The organism is Bacteroides sp. HPS0048, assembly GCF_964240755.1.
Classification (GTDB): Bacteria; Bacteroidota; Bacteroidia; order Bacteroidales; family Bacteroidaceae; genus Bacteroides; species Bacteroides nordii.
Map to the genome: position 1 here is coordinate 158,890 of NZ_CAXSVC010000005.1, position 16,596 is coordinate 175,485.

A 16,596-nucleotide genomic window follows, 5' to 3' on the forward strand; every position below is an offset into this window, starting at 1 on the left:
GCTTACCTCACTTTCTCAATAGCATCCGAAGCAACAGTGACCAATGCACATCCCAACCCCGTAATACGAAGCATTAATTTATTCTTACCCTGACAATCAAGCAATTCACCGGTCGCCCCTTCCAGTTGGCCCCGAGTTACCCGAACCGTTATCCCCGGAGTCAGTTCTTCAGCAAATTCAATAAATTCACCTGTATTCTCTACCATCGAACGAAAGACCTCCATCTGACATTCCGGAATAGAGACATAACGCCCTTCTTCGCGTAACAGGAAAGAGACTCCTTTTACACTTTTAACCTTAGCAACATCGCCCACCGGCAGATGCACAAAGATATAACCCGGAACAACAGGAATCATTACCTTTCTCTTACGATTGTTCCACAAACGAATTACAGACTGAAGCGGCAAATAGCTTTCAATGCCAGCTTTATCGAGCCGTTCTTTCACTTTTTTTTCCGCTCTGCCAGCTGTATAGACAGCATACCAGCAAGAAGTTTTTCCTTCTATTTCTCTGTTTGTTGTTTCCATCCCTTTAATAAGTCTTTAACAAAAAGAATCCATCCCACACTACCAACGCCTGCCAGAAATACAAAGCCAATAAGAATCATGATTTTATTTGGTTTAGCGGGCTTTAAAGGCACCGTCGCTGGTTGTACTACTGTATATACAGGAGTAATCTCCTGTACTTTAGCCTTGGCCATCTGCAATTGCTGAGCAACCTGATTGTATACCCCATAAGCAAGGCTCATCTCATTCTGCAAACGCTCTTGTTCTGTACGAACACTATGCAAAACGATATTCTGATTACCATCGGCATACCGGGCATACTTTTGTTGTGCTGCATAATAGTTAGCCTTGGCTTCATCATATAATTTTTCAGCAAACTTCAGGTCATGCCGTGCCTTGTTGGTACGATAATCTGTAATATAATTCTGCAAACGGCGCATCACAGTATCAGTCAATGCAGCTGATATTAACGGATCCTGCATAGTAACAGACAGGGTAGTCACTCCAGTTTTTTTGTCTACAGACACAGAAATGCGCTTACTCAAAGCATCGGCAATAGCAGCCTCATCTTTAGTTAACATAAATGGATTAACTTTACCATCTCCCTGCCCGGTAGGCTCATCTTTAAACAGAGAAACCACCCACCCCAAAGCTTTAAACGGCGCAGACACGATAGCCCCCCACCACGGACTTCTCTGATGTTCGTCCAGATAGTCGTATAGCCGAGTCTTTAACTCACCTTTTTGATCTTCTACCTTTACATCAAACAACTCCGTCAGAAAAGGGGTTGAACTTACAATATCCGGATATAACTCTGGAAAAAGAGCATCATCACCTCCGGAATTACCCAAGTTAACACCTGCCATGGCAGCCAGGGCTCCCATGCTCCCACCTGTTGATTTTCCTGTTGTCTCAGGAGCAAGTGTCACACTGGTAGCATACTCTTTAGGGATACTAAAAGCAACTACAAGTGCTACTATTACAGCAATTCCACAAGTTTTGAAAACCAATTTACGGTTAGCCCAAACCTTTTTGGCCAACTCTATCAAATCTATTTCCTGCTCCTCAACAGGCTGAGGTATTTTATTTTTATCAAATTCTTCGTTCATGTTATCCACGGTTTTTTTATATTATTTCTTCAATAAATTTGCAACCGTAGCTGCCATTGTACCGATTGAAGCAGCCGAGGTAGTCAAGCCGATAATCTGTGCAATATCCACACGCTTACGTTCACGTTTCGTCGGAATAATAATTTCACATCCCGGCTCTACTTTCGCTTTACGCAAACGTTTCACCCTTGATACTGTACCATTCATATACACAATATAAGCCTTACTCTTCTTGGCTCGGGCTCCATAACCACCTGCCTGATCAATATAATGTCCTAACTTAGCTCCTTTCTTATATAATACGGTATTGGGATACATCACCTCACCATTAATGCGGACTGTACTCAAGTATTCCGGTATTATCAACTGATCTCCCTCACGTAATACCATATCATAATCAGAACCCGGATTCTGTAATGCTTTATCCAGTTCAATACCTACCGTATATTGTTCGCTTAGTGCCAGACTTCCCAAAGCTACGGAATCTTTACCGCTACTATGAATAGCCATACGCAAAGTAGCACTGCGAAGAGCACGTTCTTCATCATTCATCCGACGAATAAGACGAGCCCCTTTTGCATAAGCATCAGCAGTCAAACCACCCGAACGGGCTACCAAGTCAGATAAGCGCTCACTCTTCTTCAACAGGGTATATCCACCATCAAAAACAACTTCACCCGAAACGCTGACTTTACGCTGCACCTGATAAGCAGGACTACGACGTACTATAACTTCGTCATAAGGCTCCAACACAAATCCAGGAGTTCCGTCAACAACATAGCCATCTTTTACAGAGAAAGTATATACCTCACCCAAACGGCTGGTAGACGTCATTCCCTTAGGATCTTTCAATCGACGGGAGATATCTACTTTAACTGTAGATGCAGCTTCCAGCAAACCACCTGCTTGTATAATAAGATCCTCCAAAGTGGTATTTTCTGCATAAGGATATGTACCGGGACGCGCAACCTGTCCTCCAATCGTAAATGCTCCACGCTCCTGAAGTTCATGGATACTGGGGATTACCAATACATCATTCTTAATAAGAGGAATATCGGCCACCGAACCATTCATCATACCTTTCAAATCAATAGGTATAACTTCTAATGTCAAATCTTCATGTTCACGGAATAATTGTGCACGATTCAAAAATGCATCACCTTTCAAACCTTCTGCTTTCTGGATCAGCTGTTTCACCGTATTCATATTACCACTTAGCTCATACATACCACTACGGTAAACAGCTCCGCGAACTTCAACACGATTCTCAAAACGATCCAGAATCGAACCTACAGTCACTGCGTCACCATCGTCTAAATGAAATACGGAATAATCCATTTCGTCGATATTGAACAGCTTGTATTCACGTCCACTCTGCCGTACCAGACGGACTCCTTTTGTATAAGCATCACCAGAGAACCCACCAGCATACTTTATCAAAGTAGCAAGTGTTTCGTTCTTCTTCATTTCATAATACATCGGACGTTTCACCTTACCCGATATATCAACCAACTTCTCATAAGGAGGAACGATGATCACATCCCCTTCCATCAGGCGAATATCATCTAACAATTTTCCTTTTAAAATATAATCGTATACATCCAGATCGGCAATGCAGTTACTGCCACGCATCACTCTGATGCTACGCAAACTACCGATATTGTTGACCCCTCCCGCACGATACAACGCATGAAATACCGTAGATAAAGAGGATAGCATATAAGTACCCGGGACAGCAACTTCACCCATTACATTAATTTGAATGGAGCGTATCTGTCCTAACGTCAGTCGTACTTCAGATTCCGGATTGGTACCTGATACCTGTGAATAAATCTTGCTGAATTCTTTTTTGAGAAAGCTGTTTGCTTCTGCAACGGTCATCCCATTCAAATAAACCGGACCTAACAGATTAACCATTATATTTCCCTCCGGAGAAATGGTCTTTCGCATACTGGCCTCATTGGCTCCCCATACATCAATAATAACTTCATCGCCGGGACCCAAACGATAATTAGGCGGAGTAGCCATATTGACATTAGGTTCAAATGTCAAATTCCGGCTATTAAAGATATTGCGACCAAACACCAAACGAGCTGCAGCAGCTGTACCTTCAGTAGTAGGGTCACTCACTTCTGTACTAATAACATCAAATGTTCCGGCTGTCACTTCATCAGAAGCATCCTGCCTCCTTTCTCTTTGTTGTGATGCAACACTTTGATCTACAACGGCAACATCGGCCCCTTGGCCCTCTTCGTATCGTTCTTTTATTCGTTCAGCCTGTTGTTTGGTTACGCCTCGTGCAGTCAATTCTGTTATAAGCTGCTTTTGACTCTTTCCCGATTTTTGTCCATCTTTCACATACTGAATTACTTGATCATCGGACATTTGTGCCATTACTGCCCCAGTCAAAGTAAACGTTAAAAAGAACAGTGTGATAAATCTACGCATAAGATATTCTGATAAATCTTTTTTTGAGTTTCTTCTTTAAATCGGGCGCAAATATAATACATTATTTTCATAATATACATTTATTTCATTCCGAAGTTTCTGAAAATACCTAAAACGAGTAAATATGTCCAAAAATAGTACATAATGAAATCTTGATCCATAAAGATAAAAGTCTTTTTCTAGCAACTATCAATCCACAGAAAATCAACATTATATTAAAGTAAAACAATTGTTAGGCAACTTAAATCTTCCATACAATCACTATCTTTCAGTTATTTTTATATCAGCTTTTTTTTCTGAGTTAGCAAAACAAATATTTTCTTTTACATTTAACATTAAGTCTTATTGCTCTCCTATATTTCATGATATTGTAAATTCTATTTTATCTACATAGCCCTGTTTATACCAAATTTTCCCATTAACTTCCTCCCTTCTACCTATATTTTATCGATATTAGAAATGTAAAACTAATCGCCGAAACCAGATTTTGATAGTGACTACAAATACACTATAATAATTATTATCAAAAAAAGATTAGCTTTCTTTTTGTTTTTTCAAATAAAGCTGTAATTTTGCACGCCGTAAACGAGTCCTGCCGCTATAGCTCAGTTGGTAGAGCAACGCATTCGTAACGCGTAGGTCGCCAGTTCAAGTCTGGCTAGCGGCTCATTTATAAAAGCGCTGATTATAAAAATATAGTCAGCGCTTTGTTTATTTCTAACTGTCTTTTTTAAAAATAGAGACAGGATATATAATTCTTAAATATTATATCGTGAGTGGAAGAAAATCCTTAAAAAAAAGAAAGCCTCAGAACAAACTCAAGTTAGGCTGCATCATCATTTTCATCGCTTTAATACCACTTTTTTATGGACTGTATCTCTACATACAACAATCTGAAGCAAAAGACAACGACAATAATAAAGCGCTACAACCTATTGTCGCAGTAAATAACCCCCAAAGAGCTATCTACAAAGACTTACCAGAACCTATTGGTAAAAAAACAGAAGCTTCTTTAAATAAAGATTCAAAAGCTTCAATTCCCCAGAAGCAGAAAATCCCCACAGCCGAGGAACTGGAAATCCCGGTAATGACCGCCCCCAGAAAGGGACAGATCATCCGTCACACCGGATATACCGTATCTTATAATGAAAACCTGCGACTGCCCAACTGGGTAGCTTACGAACTTACCCGCCAGGAAACGCAGGGCAACGCCCAAAGAACCGACCGCTTCATTGCCGACCCACAGGTGAAGGGGGGCATCGCCACCAATGCAGATTACACCCGCTCTGGCTACGACAAGGGGCACATGGCCCCGGCTGCCGATATGAAATGGAGCGTAACGGCCATGAAGGAGTCGTTTTACTTCAGCAACATGTGCCCGCAACACCCCGAACTGAACAGGCGGAAATGGAAAGACCTCGAAGAAAAGATACGCGACTGGGCCATAGCCGACAGTGCCATCATTATCATCTGCGGCCCCATTGTAGAGGATTCTGTACAGAAAATAGGGAAAAACCGGGTGGTTGTGCCACAGAAATTCTTCAAAGTGATTCTCTCGCCTTTCGTCGACAATCCCCGGGCCATCGGCTTCCTTTTCGACAATGAACGTTCGGTAGAACCTCTGGGCACCTACGTCGTAAGCGTAGATAGCATCGAAACGCTGACGGGGATGGACTTCTTTGCCCCGCTACCCGATGAACTGGAAGATAGCATAGAGGCAAAAGCGGATATCAGGCTGTGGAAATAGTTTCAAGTGTATTTCACCACAGAGGACACGGAGGACACAGAGTTTTTTAGATCTTTGATGAAACGCGGATAAACGCAGATTTTCGCAAAGGGGAAAAAATAAATAGTATTTCACCACAGAGTAACACAGAGTTCCACAGAGTGGTATTTATCTGATAAAACGCAGATTAAAAGACTGTAGTTCTTTATCATACATTTGTTCCCCTTTGCGAAAATCTGCGTTTATCTGCGTTTCAATAAAGATTAAAGAACTCTGTGGAACTCTGTGGAACTCTGTGTCACTCTGTGGTGAAGTATGAATAATTTGCCAATATGCTCATTATTTATCTGCGCTTCATCAAAGATCTAAAAAACTCTGTGTCTTCCGTGGTGAAAACGTCAACGCCTTGCCTCCATCTAGCCAACGCCTTCCCTCCATGCAGCCAACGCCTTGCCTATTTTCTACAAATTCCGCTCCTCCCCTCCAAATATTTCCCCTGCAAAACCTCCGGAATTACTCGGATTCTTGTTACCTTTGACCCGTTTTTATAACGTCAACATTCCCCATGGAAAAGAAAAAGAAAAAAATCCTCATCAGCCTCCTGGCCATCCTCCTTATCGCCTGCGCAACAGCTGCCGGAATCGTTTATTATTACCTTCTGTATCCACAGTTTCATCCGGCCCGCACCGTCTACGTATACATCGACCGCGACGACACAGCCGACTCCATATATAATAAGGTGAAAACCTACGGCCATCCCACCACCCTCACCGGATTCCGCTGGCTGGCCAAATACCGGCAACTCGAAAAAACAATCCACACCGGACGATACCCCATTCGCCCCGGCGACAACGCCTACCACGTCTACAGCCGCCTCTCCCGCGGCTATCAGGAGCCCATCAACCTCACCATCGGCAGCGTTCGTACCCTCGACCGCCTGGCACGCAGCGTAGCCCGCCAACTCATGATAGACTCTGCCGAAATAGCTGCCCCCCTTTTCGACCCCGCCTTCCAGCAGCAACTGGGTTACAACCCCGAAACCATGCCCTGCCTCTTCATCCCCGAAACCTACCAAGTGTACTGGGACATGAGCGCCGACGATTTCTTTGAACGCATGCAGAAGGAACACCGGAAATTCTGGAACGCCGAACGCCTCGCCAAAGCCCAGGCCATCGGCATGAGCCCCGAAGAGGTGTGCACCCTTGCCTCCATTGTGGAAGAAGAGACGAACAACAACGCCGAAAAACCCACCGTAGCCGGACTCTACATCAACCGCCTGCACACCGGAATGCCCCTTCAGGCAGACCCTACCATCAAATTTGCCCTGCAAGACTTCGGACTGAGAAGAATCTCCAACGAAAACCTGCGCGTAGAATCGCCCTACAACACCTATACCAACACCGGGCTCCCTCCCGGACCGATACGCATCCCCTCAGCCAAAGGCATAGACAGCGTACTCAACTACACCCGCCACAACTACCTGTACATGTGTGCCAAAGAAGATTTCTCGGGCACCCACAACTTTGCATCCAACTATACCGACCACATGGCAAATGCCAGAAAATACTGGAAAGCACTGAACGAAAGAAAGATTTTCAAGTAATTCTGTGATAAAATGACCGTAAAAATGTATCTTTGCCAAAGACTAGAAGTAGGCAAGCGAGTAGTAAAGTAAGTAGTCAAGTAGTCAAGTAGTCAAGTAGTCAAGTAGTCAAGTAGTCAAGTAGAATAGATAAAATGAAACATTTCTACTTAACTACTTGACTGCTTAACTACTTAACTACTCGCTTTACTACTTACTTAACTACCTGACTACTAAATAAAAATAACCGTGACTAACACTAATTAAAAAACAAAGATATGAGCAAGCAACTCTTACTTGGCGACGAAGCCATTGCACAAGCTGCACTGGATGCCGGACTCTCAGGCGTGTACGCCTATCCGGGCACCCCTTCAACCGAGATAACGGAATACATCCAGATGTCTCCCATTACGAGTGAAAGAAACATACACAACCGCTGGGCAGCCAACGAAAAAACAGCCATGGAGGCCGCCTTGGGCATGTCCTTCGTTGGCAAACGCGCACTCGTCTGCATGAAACACGTAGGCATGAACGTAGCTGCCGACTGCTTCATCAACTCAGCCATCACCGGCGTAAAAGGTGGCCTGATCGTAGTAGCCGCCGACGATCCCAGCATGCACTCCTCACAGAACGAACAAGACAGCCGCTTCTATGGCGACTTCTCACTCATCCCGATGTACGAACCCAGCAACCAGCAGGAAGCCTACGACATGGTGTACAACGGATTTGAATTCTCCGAAAAAACCGGCGAACCCCTGTTGCTGCGCATGGTAACCCGCCTGGCACACTCACGTTCCGGCGTAGAACAGAAACCGCAAAAACCACAAAACGAAATCGCCTTTGCCGAAGATCCCCGCCAGTTTATCCTCCTGCCCGGCAATGCACGCAAACGCTACAAAGCACTGCTGGCCCGCCAGGACGAATTTATCCGCGCTTCCGAAGCATCACCCTACAACAAATACACCGACGGCCCCAACAAAAAACTGGGCATCATCGCCTGCGGTATCGGCTACAACTACCTCATGGAAAACTATCCGGAAGGTTGCGAATACCCCGTACTCAAAATAGGCCAATACCCACTCCCCAAAAAACAACTGATGCAGCTCGTGGAAGCCTGTGACGAAATACTCGTCCTCGAAGACGGCCAGCCTTTCGTCGAAAAACAACTCAAAGGCTATCTGGGCATCGGACTCAAAGTAAAAGGACGCCTCGACGGCACACTCTCACAAGACGGAGAACTGAACCCAGACTCCGTGGCACGTGCCGTGGGCAAAGAAAACAAATCCGAATTCAGCGTACCTTCCGTAGTCGAAATGCGCCCACCCGCCCTATGTGAAGGTTGCGGACACCGTGACATGTACATCACACTCACCCAGGTGCTGACCGAAGAATACCCCACACACAAAGTATTCAGCGACATCGGCTGCTACACACTGGGAGCCAACGCACCCTTCAACGCCATCAACTCCTGCGTAGACATGGGCGCCTCCATCACCATGGCCAAAGGTGCTGCCGACGGAGGACTTTACCCCGCCGTAGCCGTTATCGGCGACTCCACCTTCACACACTCCGGCATGACCGGACTGCTGGACTGCGTCAACGAAAATGCCGATGTAACCATCGTCATCTCCGACAACGAAACCACCGCCATGACCGGCGGACAAGACTCTGCCGGAACAGGACGCATCGAAGCCATCTGCACAGGACTGGGAGTTGACCCCGCACACATCCGAGTGATGACCCCGCTGAAAAAAAACTACGAAGAAATGAAACAGACCCTACGCGAAGAACTCAACTACCACGGCGTGTCAGTCATCATCCCCCGCAGAGAGTGTATCCAAACATTAGCACGTAAAAAAAGAAACAAGTAAGCCATGAAAAAAGACATCATACTATCAGGAGTAGGCGGACAGGGCATTCTGTCAATCGCCACAGTCATCGGTAAGGCAGCCCTGAAAGACGGGCTATACATGAAGCAAGCCGAAGTACACGGCATGAGCCAGCGCGGAGGAGACGTACAATCCAACCTCCGCATCAGCGACCAACCCATTGCGTCAGACCTCATCCCCTCCGGAAAGTGCGACCTCATCATCTCACTCGAACCCATGGAAGGACTGCGCTACCTGCCCTACCTCAGCCCCGAAGGCTGGTTGGTGACCAACGAAACACCGTTCGTCAACATCCCCAACTATCCCGCACAGGAAGACGTGCTGGCCGAAATCGGCAAACTCCCCCACAAAGTAGTGCTCAATGTAGACAAAGTAGCCAAAGAAGTAGGCTCGGCACGCGTAGCCAACATCGTATTGCTGGGAGCCACCATCCCATTCCTGGGCATCGACTACCAGAAAATACAAGACAGCATTCGTGAGATATTCCAACGCAAAGGAGAGGCCATCGTAGACATGAACCTCCAGGCACTGGAAGCCGGCAAGGAAATAGCCGAAAAATTAATCAAATAACACCAATGTGATACAACACAATGTGCCAATTGTCCGCATCCAAACCACCGCAGCACAATTGGCACATCAACTCCATTGCTCCAATTAATAAAAACCATGAATACAACATACTGGGAAGAAGATATAGAAACCATGAGCCGCGAAAAGCTGAACGAACTACAACTGCAACGGCTCCGGAAAACAGTTTCAATAGCAGCAAATGCTCCTTATTACCAAAAGGTCTTTAAAGAACACGGCATCACCGCCCAGTCCATCCAGACACTGGACGACATCCGGAAAATACCCTTCACCACCAAAACCGACATGCGCGCCTACTACCCCTTCGGACTCGTAGCCGGCAACATGCAAAGAGATGGCGTACGCATCCACTCCTCAAGTGGAACCACCGGAAACCCCACCGTCATCGTACATTCACAGCACGACCTCGACTCCTGGGCAAACCTCGTTGCCCGTTGCCTCTACATGGTAGGCATCCGCAAAACGGATGTATTTCAAAACAGTTCCGGTTACGGTATGTTTACCGGTGGCCTCGGATTCCAGTACGGAGCCGAACGCCTGGGGGCACTCACCGTACCAGCCGCCGCAGGCAACAGCAAACGGCAGATAAAATTCATCAACGACTTCAAAACCACCGCCTTACATGCCATTCCCAGCTATGCCATACGCCTGGCAGAAGTCTTTCAGGAAGAAGGACTAGACCCCACAGGCACCACCCTGAAAACCCTCGTCATCGGAGCCGAACCTCACACAGACGAACAACGGAGGAAAATAGAACGCATGCTGGGCGTCAAAGCCTACAACAGCTTCGGAATGACAGAAATGAACGGTCCCGGTGTAGCCTTCGAATGCACCGAACAAAACGGCATGCACTTCTGGGAAGACTGCTATTTTGTAGAAATCATCGATCCCGAAACAGGAGAACCCGTTCCAGAAGGAGAAATCGGAGAGCTTGTACTCACCACCCTCGACCGCGAAATGATGCCCCTGCTCCGCTACCGTACCCGCGACCTCACCCGCATCCTACCCGGGAAATGCCCCTGCGGACGCACTCATCTACGCATAGACCGCATCAAAGGACGCAGTGACGACATGTTCATCATCAAAGGAGTCAACATCTTCCCGATGCAGGTGGAAAAGATACTCGTGCAATTCCCACAATTGGGCAGCAACTACCTCATCACCCTGGAGACAGTCAACAACCAAGACGAAATGATCGTCGAAGTAGAACTGAGCGATCTCTCTACCGATAACTACATCGAGCTGGAGCGCATCCGCAAAGAAATCACCCGCCAGCTTAAAGATGAAATACTGGTTACCCCAAAACTTAAACTGGTCAAAAAAGGCTCTCTCCCCCAAAGCGAAGGCAAAGCAGTAAGAGTAAAAGACCTGAGAAACAATATATAATAAATACACCAATGCGCCAATCAAGAGGCCCTCCCTCCCCAAATTGGTGCATTGGCATATCAACTTCTTCAGCAAATAACACGTTGATATGTCCCCATTTTCCTTATTCATTATGCAATTATTAAAGAAAAGAATACAGCAAGACGGAAGATGCTTTGAAGGCGGTATCCTCAAAGTAGACAGCTTCATCAACCATCAGATGGACCCTGTATTAATGAAATCCATCGGAGTAGAATTTGTTCGCCGCTTCGCCGCCACCAATGTCAATAAAATCATGACCATAGAAGCCAGTGGCATTGCCCCCGCCATCATGACCGGCTACCTCATGGACCTCCCCGTTGTATTTGCCAAAAAGAAATCGCCCAAAACCATTCAGAACGCATTGAGTACCACTGTACACTCCTTCACCAAAGATCGTGACTATGAAGTAGTTATCAGCTCCGACTTCCTCACCCCCGAAGACAATGTGCTCTTTGTCGACGATTTTCTCGCCTATGGAAATGCCGCCCTCGGCGTGCTGGACCTGATCAAGCAATCGGGCGCCAATCTGGTAGGAATGGGATTCATTATAGAGAAAGCCTTTCAACATGGCCGGAAAACACTTGAAGAACAAGGTGTACGTGTAGAAAGCCTGGCCATCATCGAAGATTTATCAAACTGCCAGATAAAAATCAGATAATCCTGTAGCGCGAACTACAGGGAACACTTTATATTCGGATTTTAGAAATCCGGCCGCCGTCAGTCATTTTACATTCGGATTAAAGTATTGCCCCTTTTTCTTTGTAGCTTTCCCATACTGCACAGCCTTCTGCGGACATACATGATAGCAAGCCAGGCAGGAAGTACAATCTGCTCCCCAAACCGGTTTCCAACCCACCATCACGATATTCAACATCGGACAAACCTTCTCACACCGCTTACAGGCAATACAAGCATCCGTTACATGAAATTTTCCTACTGATATGCCCTTCTTGATAAAGAGAGGATTAATCAACTTCGTTTTGATAAAAGGAAAACGCCCTTCGTTACACTGAAAAGATTTAGTTCTCTCCTCAATCATCTCTCCCACTTCGGCCACTCTTTGAACAGCATCATCCAGCTTCCGCTTCTCCACCTCCTTAGAGTCTACATCAAACCCCGGAAGCAGTACATAATTATTAGGCATAGTAACCGAGAATCCCGCATCACATCTCCATCTCTTCGCAGCCACCGCGTCGCAAAACACCTGCTGAGCCAACCCGGTATCATCACCACACGAACACACAAAAAAGAAATACTGACTATGATAATTAGACAAAGATAAACCCTGCAAGAATTGGAGAACAATAGGAGGAGGCCCCCAGGAATAAATAGGAAACACAAAACCGACCTTCTCTTTATCGGCCAACTCGTAATGGGTAACTGCATTCCGCATAGCTTCCGGAATGAATATCAATTGTTCTTTCAGCACACCAGCAAGCTGCTCTGCAATCCACTTAGAGTTTCCTGTACCAGAAAAATAAAATATCATAAAGAGGAGGGGTATAAAAAAGCCGCACCGACGATGTGATGAAACTCTGATAGAACAAGATTTGAGTGCTCGCCCCCTTTGTAATCCACCGGCATTAAGCTGTCCCGAAGGATGTGGCCCGCCATTGAGAGCTGAAGCGTTCTCGGTTTATCAGATTAATTTGAAGAGTTTCCCGATCAAGTCGATACGGCTAATATTTTAACTACACAAATGTAACAACTTTGTATGATATAAACAAGGAAAAGCCGCTTTTTGTTTACCCTCAAAGTAACTTTTCCTCCCGTCCGGAGGGAGTTCCGGAAAAGAAAAATGCCGGTTGCTTTACAGCAACCGGCACCTATAAATCTTACACTGTGTGACTTAAGCAGCTTTTGCTTTAGCAACTACAGCCTTGAAAGCTTCCGGATGATTTACTGCTAAATCAGCCAAAACCTTGCGGTTTATTTCGATACCGGCTTTGTGCAAACCACCCATCAACTTAGAATATGACATTCCTTCAAGACGTGCAGCAGCATTGATACGTTGTATCCAGAGAGCGCGGAAGTTTCTTTTCTTATTTCTACGGTCACGGAACGCGTATGTCAAACCCTTCTCCCAAGTGTTTTTAGCTACGGTCCAAACATTTTTTCTTGCACCAAAGTAACCTCTGGTCAATTTCAAAATTTTCTTTCTTCTTGCTTTTGAAGCAACATGATTTACTGATCTTGGCATAGTTTTACTCTTTTTTGAATGTTAGCGCCGTTACTTCACGTAGCGAACTTAAAGCTAATGCATTCGGTTAATACTTTAATAATACTTTTACGCTTTTGATTACTTCATAGCTAAGAGCTCCTTAACCTGGCTTACATTTGTTGCATCAACAGTTGTAGAGTAGCACAGATTTCTTTTTCTCTTCTTAGTTTTCTTAGTCAAAATATGACTGTGAAAAGCGTGCTTTCTTTTGATTTTACCTGTTCCGGTAAGGGTAAACCTTTTTTTAGAACCGGAGTTAGTCTTCATCTTTGGCATCTTACTTGATTTTAAATTATTAAATTATATGGCAACGCACTATACCTGGCGCGTTACGCATTTCTTTCTTATTCTTCAGTTGGCTCTTCGCTCGCTTTCGGAGCTGCAACTTTGGGCGCAACTACCTTAGGAGCAGCAGGCTTTTTAGAAGTCCCTTCCTTCTTTTTAGGAGAAAGCTGGATAATCATACGCTTCCCTTCCAAAACAGGCAACTGATCTACTTTTGCATAATCTTCCAGATCATTGGCAAAACGCAATAACAACACCTCACCTTGTTCTTTAAAAAGAATAGAACGTCCTTTAAAGAATACATAAGCCTTCACTTTGTCACCATCTTCCAGAAATCCTTTCGCATGCTTCAACTTAAAGTTATAATCATGGTCATCTGTCTGAGGTCCGAAACGTATTTCTTTTACGTTCACCTTCACTTGCTTGGCCTTTTGTTCCTTCTGACGCTTCTTCTGCTGGTAAAGAAATTTAGAGTAGTCAATAATACGACAAACAGGGGGTTCTGCATTAGGTGAAATTTCCACCAGGTCAAGTTCTTTTTCTTCAGCCATCTTCAAGGCCTGGAAAATAGGATATACCTTAGGCTCTATATCATCGCTTACGATGCGTACTTCTTTGGCTCGAATCTGTTCATTGATTCTGTACTGCCCTTTTAAGCTGTCATTCTTCATCAAATAACGTTTACTTCCTTGTTGTTTTTTATTGTCTACCAATTTATTTTAATTTATTAATTGCGCGCAAAGTTACCACTTATTTATCATATTCTGAACTTCTTCGTTCAAAATTTTAGCAAATTCTTCAAATTTCATAGTCCCTTTATCGCCTTCACCTTGTCTGCGAACTGAAACTTCACCGTTTTCGGCCTCTTTCTCACCCACAATCAGCATGTAAGGAATACGTTTCATTTCATTATCGCGTATCTTACGACCGATCTTTTCATTACGATCGTCAACAATTGCACGGACTTCGTGTGTTCTCAGATACATCTTTACCTGTTCTGCGTAATCATTAAACTTTTCACTGATCGGCAGAATGACTACCTGATCGGGTGTCAGCCACAACGGAAACTTACCGGCTGTATGCTCAATAAGCACTGCCACAAAGCGTTCCATCGATCCGAAAGGAGCACGATGAATCATCACCGGACGATGTTTCTGATTATCAGATCCCATATATTCGAGTTCAAAACGCTCCGGCAGGTTATAATCTACCTGGATTGTTCCCAACTGCCAACGACGACCGATGGCATCTTTCACCATAAAGTCAAGCTTAGGACCATAGAAAGCAGCCTCTCCATATTCTATTTTAGCCTTCAAACCTTTTTCTTCACAGGCTTCAATGATGGCTTGCTCTGCCTTTTCCCAATTCTCATCACTACCGATATATTTCTCACGATTAACCTTATCACGCAGAGAAATCTGAGCCTCAAAGTTAGTAAAGTCCATCGAACGGAACACAATGGAGATAATATCCATTACGCGAAGGAATTCACCCTTCACCTGATCCGGACGGCAGAAAATGTGCGCATCATCCTGTGTGAAACTACGTACACGAGTCAAACCGTGAAGCTCACCACTTTGTTCGTAACGGCATACCGTACCAAACTCTGCAAGACGCAAAGGAAGGTCTTTGTACGAACGCGGGAAATTCTTATAAATCTCGCAATGATGCGGACAGTTCATTGGTTTCAAGAAGTACTCTTCGCCTTCCTCAGGGGTATGTATCGGTTGGAAAGCATCTTTACCATATTTGGCATAGTGTCCGGAAGTTACATACAACAATTTATTACCGATAGGCGGAGTTATCACTTCCTGATAATCATAACGGGTCTGGATACGACGCAAGAACTCTTGCAGGCGCAAACGAAGTGCAGTTCCCTTTGGCAACCACATCGGAAGTCCCTTACCCACTGTATCAGAGAACATAAAGAGCTGCATTTCCTTACCAATCTTACGATGATCGCGCTTTTTAGCTTCTTCCATCAGTGTCAGGTATTCATCCAGCATTTTCTTTTTCGGGAAAGTAATACCATAAATACGAGTCAGCATCTTACGGTCTTCATGACCACGCCAGTATGCACCTGCCACAGAAGTCAGTTTGATAGCCTTGATCGGAGCGGTTGTCAGCAAGTGAGGACCACGGCAAAGATCTGTAAAAGCTCCTTGCGTATAGGTAGTAATATGACCGTCTTCCAATTCGGAAATCAATTCGCATTTGTAGGTTTCACCACGATCACCAAACATTTTCAAAGCATCGTTTTTTGCAATGTCTGCACGAACCACAGCCTCTTTCTTTGCCACCAACTCTGCCATTTTGGCTTCAATAACCGGCAGATCAGCTTCCTTGATCACAGCTTCACCCGGATCAACATCATAGTAAAAACCATTCTCAATAGCCGGCCCAATACCAAACTGTATGCCTGGATAAAGTTCCTGCAATGCTTCTGCCAGCAAGTGAGCACTTGTATGCCAGAAGGCATGTTTACCTTCTTCGTCCTCCCACTTATAAAGTACGATAGAAGCATCTTCATTAATAGGGCGACCTAAATCATAAATTTCACCGTTCACGCCACAAGCCAGTACGTCCTGTGCCAGTCGCGAACTGATACTTTCTGCAATTTGCAAACCGTTCACTCCCTCGTTATATTCACGAACAGAGCCATCGGGAAATGTTATCTTTATCATAATGTGATGTTATATTTTTCTTTTTAGCACGCAAAGATAGTGCAAACCGAGAGCAGAATAAAATGAACTCGTTCATTTTTTATGCCAAGGTGCAGTTTATATTTACTTTTTGGTGCAAAAATAGCTAAATCTTTTTGAGTTTTCTATTATT

The 16,596-nt window shown here is 44.8% G+C and carries 14 protein-coding genes and 1 tRNA gene; 7 read left to right on the top strand and 8 right to left on the bottom strand.

Annotation, left to right across the window (positions count from 1 at the left end):
• Positions 1 to 2 precede the first annotated feature (2 nt).
• Genes ACESQI_RS06125 through ACESQI_RS06135 form a run of 3 tightly spaced genes read right to left on the bottom strand, consistent with a single transcriptional unit; the run spans position 3 to position 4,063 of the window.
• Positions 3 to 527, bottom strand: a complete 525-nt coding sequence (locus tag ACESQI_RS06125; protein ID WP_256143497.1) for a UpxY family transcription antiterminator — start codon at positions 525 to 527, stop codon at positions 3 to 5.
• Positions 503 to 1,615 (bottom strand): Wzz/FepE/Etk N-terminal domain-containing protein, encoded by a 1,113-nt coding sequence (locus ACESQI_RS06130; RefSeq protein WP_256143498.1) that lies wholly within the window; start codon positions 1,613 to 1,615, stop codon positions 503 to 505. The genes ACESQI_RS06125 and ACESQI_RS06130 overlap by 25 nt, the downstream gene beginning before the upstream one ends.
• A gap of 21 nt (positions 1,616 to 1,636) precedes the next feature.
• Positions 1,637 to 4,063: an SLBB domain-containing protein gene (locus ACESQI_RS06135; protein ID WP_007485036.1), complete on the bottom strand. Its 2,427-nt coding sequence runs from the start codon at positions 4,061 to 4,063 to the stop codon at positions 1,637 to 1,639.
• A 594-nt stretch (positions 4,064 to 4,657) separates the two neighbouring features.
• On the opposite strand from ACESQI_RS06135, the gene ACESQI_RS06140 reads away from it, so the two are divergent.
• The 7 genes from ACESQI_RS06140 to xpt all read left to right on the top strand — a co-directional run bounded on the left by ACESQI_RS06140 (position 4,658) and on the right by xpt (position 11,913).
• Positions 4,658 to 4,730: transfer RNA gene (locus ACESQI_RS06140), tRNA-Thr, on the top strand.
• A 105-nt stretch (positions 4,731 to 4,835) separates the two neighbouring features.
• On the top strand, positions 4,836 to 5,810 hold the full coding sequence (locus ACESQI_RS06145) for a DNA/RNA non-specific endonuclease (RefSeq protein WP_278508191.1): 975 nt from the start codon (positions 4,836 to 4,838) through the stop codon (positions 5,808 to 5,810).
• A 544-nt stretch (positions 5,811 to 6,354) separates the two neighbouring features.
• Positions 6,355 to 7,392: an endolytic transglycosylase MltG gene (gene mltG / locus ACESQI_RS06150; protein ID WP_002561632.1), complete on the top strand. Its 1,038-nt coding sequence runs from the start codon at positions 6,355 to 6,357 to the stop codon at positions 7,390 to 7,392.
• Between the two features lie 257 nt (positions 7,393 to 7,649).
• Positions 7,650 to 9,242: a thiamine pyrophosphate-dependent enzyme gene (locus ACESQI_RS06155; RefSeq protein ID WP_195351163.1), complete on the top strand. Its 1,593-nt coding sequence runs from the start codon at positions 7,650 to 7,652 to the stop codon at positions 9,240 to 9,242.
• Between the two features lie 3 nt (positions 9,243 to 9,245).
• Positions 9,246 to 9,830, top strand: coding sequence for an indolepyruvate oxidoreductase subunit beta (locus ACESQI_RS06160; RefSeq protein WP_002561634.1), 585 nt, complete (start codon positions 9,246 to 9,248; stop codon positions 9,828 to 9,830).
• A 96-nt stretch (positions 9,831 to 9,926) separates the two neighbouring features.
• Positions 9,927 to 11,234 (top strand): phenylacetate--CoA ligase, encoded by a 1,308-nt coding sequence (locus ACESQI_RS06165; RefSeq protein ID WP_002561635.1) that lies wholly within the window; start codon positions 9,927 to 9,929, stop codon positions 11,232 to 11,234.
• Between the two features lie 112 nt (positions 11,235 to 11,346).
• Positions 11,347 to 11,913, top strand: coding sequence for a xanthine phosphoribosyltransferase (gene xpt, locus ACESQI_RS06170; protein WP_025867916.1), 567 nt, complete (start codon positions 11,347 to 11,349; stop codon positions 11,911 to 11,913).
• A 63-nt stretch (positions 11,914 to 11,976) separates the two neighbouring features.
• Here the strand turns inward: xpt and ACESQI_RS06175 are convergent, their stop codons facing one another.
• The 5 genes from ACESQI_RS06175 to thrS form a co-directional block, all read right to left on the bottom strand.
• Complete coding sequence (locus tag ACESQI_RS06175; RefSeq protein WP_002561637.1) at positions 11,977 to 12,744, bottom strand: EFR1 family ferrodoxin; 768 nt, start codon at positions 12,742 to 12,744, stop codon at positions 11,977 to 11,979.
• A gap of 360 nt (positions 12,745 to 13,104) precedes the next feature.
• Positions 13,105 to 13,455 carry a 50S ribosomal protein L20 gene (gene rplT, locus ACESQI_RS06180; RefSeq protein ID WP_002561638.1) on the bottom strand — a complete coding sequence of 117 codons (351 nt, stop codon included), beginning with the start codon at positions 13,453 to 13,455 and terminating at the stop codon, positions 13,105 to 13,107.
• A 99-nt stretch (positions 13,456 to 13,554) separates the two neighbouring features.
• Positions 13,555 to 13,752: a 50S ribosomal protein L35 gene (gene rpmI / locus ACESQI_RS06185; protein ID WP_002561639.1), complete on the bottom strand. Its 198-nt coding sequence runs from the start codon at positions 13,750 to 13,752 to the stop codon at positions 13,555 to 13,557.
• Between the two features lie 68 nt (positions 13,753 to 13,820).
• A complete protein-coding gene (infC, locus tag ACESQI_RS06190) occupies positions 13,821 to 14,432 on the bottom strand; it encodes a translation initiation factor IF-3 (protein ID WP_007485026.1) in 612 nt (203 codons plus the stop codon).
• Positions 14,433 to 14,504: 72 nt separating this feature from the next.
• Positions 14,505 to 16,445, bottom strand: coding sequence for a threonine--tRNA ligase (gene thrS, locus ACESQI_RS06195; RefSeq protein WP_007485025.1), 1,941 nt, complete (start codon positions 16,443 to 16,445; stop codon positions 14,505 to 14,507).
• Positions 16,446 to 16,596 lie beyond the last annotated feature (151 nt).

What these genes read in the sequence shown, in the direction of transcription:
- thrS (WP_007485025.1), bottom strand. Translation starts at nt 16,445, where the DNA reads ATGATAAAGATAACATTTCCCGATGGCTCTGTTCGTGAATATAACGAG.
- ACESQI_RS06125 (WP_256143497.1), bottom strand. Translation starts at nt 527, where the DNA reads ATGGAAACAACAAACAGAGAAATAGAAGGAAAAACTTCTTGCTGGTAT.
- ACESQI_RS06175 (WP_002561637.1), bottom strand. Translation starts at nt 12,744, where the DNA reads ATGATATTTTATTTTTCTGGTACAGGAAACTCTAAGTGGATTGCAGAG.
- ACESQI_RS06135 (WP_007485036.1), bottom strand. Translation starts at nt 4,063, where the DNA reads ATGCGTAGATTTATCACACTGTTCTTTTTAACGTTTACTTTGACTGGG.
- ACESQI_RS06165 (WP_002561635.1), top strand. Translation starts at nt 9,927, where the DNA reads ATGAATACAACATACTGGGAAGAAGATATAGAAACCATGAGCCGCGAA.
- mltG (WP_002561632.1), top strand. Translation starts at nt 6,355, where the DNA reads ATGGAAAAGAAAAAGAAAAAAATCCTCATCAGCCTCCTGGCCATCCTC.
- ACESQI_RS06130 (WP_256143498.1), bottom strand. Translation starts at nt 1,615, where the DNA reads ATGAACGAAGAATTTGATAAAAATAAAATACCTCAGCCTGTTGAGGAG.
- infC (WP_007485026.1), bottom strand. Translation starts at nt 14,432, where the DNA reads ATGAAGAATGACAGCTTAAAAGGGCAGTACAGAATCAATGAACAGATT.
- ACESQI_RS06160 (WP_002561634.1), top strand. Translation starts at nt 9,246, where the DNA reads ATGAAAAAAGACATCATACTATCAGGAGTAGGCGGACAGGGCATTCTG.
- rplT (WP_002561638.1), bottom strand. Translation starts at nt 13,455, where the DNA reads ATGCCAAGATCAGTAAATCATGTTGCTTCAAAAGCAAGAAGAAAGAAA.
- ACESQI_RS06155 (WP_195351163.1), top strand. Translation starts at nt 7,650, where the DNA reads ATGAGCAAGCAACTCTTACTTGGCGACGAAGCCATTGCACAAGCTGCA.
- rpmI (WP_002561639.1), bottom strand. Translation starts at nt 13,752, where the DNA reads ATGCCAAAGATGAAGACTAACTCCGGTTCTAAAAAAAGGTTTACCCTT.
- xpt (WP_025867916.1), top strand. Translation starts at nt 11,347, where the DNA reads ATGCAATTATTAAAGAAAAGAATACAGCAAGACGGAAGATGCTTTGAA.